The organism is Mesorhizobium sp. M7A.F.Ca.ET.027.02.1.1 (assembly GCF_004022985.1).
Lineage (GTDB): Bacteria > Pseudomonadota > Alphaproteobacteria > Rhizobiales > Rhizobiaceae > Mesorhizobium.
Window position 1 is genome coordinate 1 of the sequence record NZ_RZOL01000538.1, and the last position, 3,354, is coordinate 3,354.

The following is a 3,354-nucleotide window of genomic DNA, read 5'->3' on the forward strand; positions in this document are numbered from 1 at the left end:
TGGCGCCGACACTGTGGCTGCTGATCGCCGCACGCGCCGTGCAGGGACTTGGCGCGGCGCTGATGATGGCGCTGACGCTGGCCTTTGTCGCCGAAACCGTGACCAAAGACAGAATTGGCAGCGCCATGGGTCTGCTCGGCGCCATGTCCGCGATCGGCACGACACTTGGCCCCTCGCTCGGCGGCCTTTTGATCGCCGGCTTTGGCTGGCGCGCGATCTTCCTCGTCAATGTCCCGCTGGGTGTGCTCACCTTCGCTCTCGCCTGGCGTGCCTTGCCGACGCGCAGCAAGACAGCGCAGGCCGACCGAGGCACGTTCGATGTCATGGGCACTGCCCTGCTGGCCTTGACGCTGGCCGCCTATGCACTGGCCATGACGCTTGGCAGAGGCAATTTCGGACTGCTCAACGTCGGCCTGCTGGTCGCTGCCGGCATCGGTGTTTTTCTTTTCGCCGCCGCGCAGGCGAGTGTGAAAAACCCCTTGATCCAGCTTGCAAGCTTCCGTGACTACCAGCTGAGCGCCAGTCTCGCCATGAGCCTCGTTGTCGCGACGGTAATGATGGCGACCCTCGTGGTGGCTCCATTCTACCTGTCACGCGGACTTGGGCTCGATGCCGCAATGGTCGGCCTCGTGCTGTCGACCGGGCCGCTTGTCTCGGCCCTGTCGGCGCTGGTCGCCGGACGCCTGACCGATCGCTTCGGCGCCCACAAGATGATGGTCGCCGGCCTGCTCAGCCTCACGACAGGCACGTTCCTGCTGTCGCTCGCCATGGTGACGCTCGGCATTGCCGGCTATGTCGTTCCGATCACCGTCACCTGCATCGGCTACGCGCTGTTCCAGACATCCAACAATGCAGCCGTCATGGCCGGCATCAGTGCCGGCCAGCGCGGCGTCGTCTCCGGCCTGCTCAACCTTTCGCGCAATCTCGGGCTGATCACCGGCGCCTCGTTGATGGGTGCCATATTCGCCGTCGCATCGGCCGAGAAGCACCAAAGCATTGGTCTTCTGAGTTCCGAGGCCGCCCGGGGGATGCAGGTCACATTTCAGACGGCGACAGTGCTGGCGCTGATCGCGCTGGTCCTCGCGCTGCTCTCTGCCCGCGCCGCAGGCCGCACGGAATCCAGGGGTTCGTGACGCGCCACACCGCTCAGAGAGTAGAATTCCCAAACAGGCTCAGGCGCCTGCCCGCTTGCGGCGTTCATAGAGCATGACCAGCGTTTCAGCCGTCAAGGCAGGCTTTTCCTCGCCTTCGATCTCGACCGTATTGGCTGCCTTCATGAGATACTGGCCGGGACCCCTGTCCTCCATGGACAGCAGCGTGATGCGCAGCCTGATGCGCGCGCCGACCTTGACCGGCGCCAGGAAGCGCACCTTGTCGAAGCCATAATTGAAGGCAGCCTGGGTGTTCTCGGGCACGATGCCCATGCCGAGCGCCAGTGCGCCGATGATCGACAGCGTCAGATAGCCATGCGCAATCGTCGTGCGGAACGGGCTTTGCCGCCGCGCCCTTTCAGGGTCGACATGGATCCATTGGTGGTCGCCGGTGCATTCGGCGAACTGGTCGATGCGGTTCTGGTCGACCGTCGTCCACTCCGATACGCCAAGCTCCTGCCCGGCCATCATCCTCAACTGCTCGTAGGTCGGCGGCGCTTTAGGCCGTATTTCGTTCATTCCTGGTTTCCCGATCGCTTCCAAAGCCTCCGGACCACGAACTGACGGCCTCTGTCAATTCGCTCGGCGCGAATCCGTTCCGCCGGTTTCGGCCGCAATCGTGCCACGCCGCGAGCGCAGTCGCAGGCTAAATCGGGATTTCCAGGCTTCAGGGGCCGCCGGCAGCAACGAGCCAGCCTCGGCCATTTCCGCTACTTCTTCTCGTAGCCGGCGCGGATTTCCTCCATCGCCTCCTTGATGCGCGTGCGCAGGATGTCGACCGATTCGGCGCCGGATTTCTTGACCAGTTCAGCCACTTCGCCCGCATTCTTCAATGCGACTTCGAAAGACTTTCTGGCAAACTCCGTCTGTTTGGTCATCAGTTCCTGCGGATTGCCCGGCGCCCTGTAGCTTTGCGCCATGTCCGTGACCTCGCGCAGCGTGTCCTGCAGCATCTCGCGCTGCCTGGACAACAGCGAGGTCGCGCCGGCGGCACTGGCTCGTGCCGATTTCTCCAGCGCTTCGAGGTTCTTGCGGTGATGGGCGAGGATCACCTCGACATCGACATTGGGCACCTTCAGGTCGCGGCCGAACCTGCCGAACATGTCCATGAGGGATCGGATTCCGGTTGTTTCGCCATGCTCGTTTGCTCCCCTTTGCCGCATGATGCGGGCACCCTCGGCGGGAGAATAGCACTCGCATGCCGTGAGTCCATTCGGACACGGAGGAGTGAGCGCCAGTCTGGTCGCGCATCAATTCACGAGGAACAGCCGCTCGGCCACATAGAGCACGACACCGGCGAGCCCGCCGATGATCATGCCGTTGAAGCGGATATACTGCAGGTCCCGACCGATGTTCATCTCGATCAGCCGCGTCAGCTGCGCAAGATCCCAGCGCTTGACCTGGTCGGCGATGAATGTCGACACGCCGGCCTTCTGGCTCTCCACGAACGACGCCAGAGCCACCACGAACCCTTGGTTCATGTCGGCCCGGATCTGCGCATCCCCGGCAAGATGGCGACCGACCTCGACGAACATGTTGGCAAGATGCGCGCGGACAACCGAATTCGGCGCCTTGGCGTCCTGCTCGATGAACTGGCTGAGGCTTGCCCACATCTCGCCGGCCAACCCCTTGACCTCCGGCCGGGCCAGGAAGTCGCGCTTCAGCTTCTCGGCCCGTTTGGCGTATTGCTTCGATGTTCTCAGCTTCTCGACGAAGCCTTGGGCGAAGCGGTCGAATTCGGCGCGCATCGGGTGGTCGGGATCGGCCCTCACCTCGTCGAGAAGCGAGCCGGCCGAGGCGACGATCTTCTTCAGGAGATAGGCGTCGGCACGGAACAGGTTGAACAGCGACGGCAGTTCCTCGCGGATCTTTTCGCGCATCGTCGCCAGCGCCTTTTCGTCATTGAGGAACCTGCCGATCACCTTGGTGAACTCGTCGAACAGTTTCTGGTGGCGGCGGTCGTCGGTAAGCGCTGACAACAGCTCGGCGGCCAGCGGCGCCAACGGCACCTTTTCGATCTGTTCCAGCATGCGGCTGGTGACGAAGCCGCGCAGGCCGGATTGCTCGACAGCGGCCAGCGTCTGCGGCACCAGCCGCACGACGAAGCGCGACAGGCCGGCGGCGCGCTCCGTATCGGCCAGCCAGTCGGCGACGAGTGCCGAGAAATCCACCTCGGCGAGCTTTTCGCGCACCGGTTCAGGCG

At 63.6% G+C, this 3,354-nt stretch carries 3 protein-coding genes and 1 pseudogene; 1 reads left to right on the forward strand and 3 read right to left on the reverse strand.

Annotated elements, in window-relative coordinates:
- Positions 1-1,133: MFS transporter (locus EN749_RS32915; protein ID WP_128364730.1), on the forward strand; the 1,133-nt coding region annotated here is incomplete at its 5' end.
- Positions 1,134-1,172: 39 nt separating this feature from the next.
- Here the strand turns inward: EN749_RS32915 and EN749_RS32920 are convergent.
- From EN749_RS32920 to EN749_RS32930, 3 genes and pseudogenes are all read right to left on the reverse strand, one after another.
- Entirely contained in the window at positions 1,173-1,670 is a 498-nt protein-coding gene (locus EN749_RS32920) for a MaoC family dehydratase (protein ID WP_127267530.1), read from the reverse strand.
- 191 nt (positions 1,671-1,861) lie between these two features.
- Positions 1,862-2,289, reverse strand: a pseudogene (locus EN749_RS32925) (phasin family protein).
- A 112-nt stretch (positions 2,290-2,401) separates the two neighbouring features.
- Positions 2,402-3,354 (reverse strand): DUF445 family protein (locus EN749_RS32930; protein ID WP_128364731.1); only part of this gene is annotated, 953 nt, incomplete at its 5' end.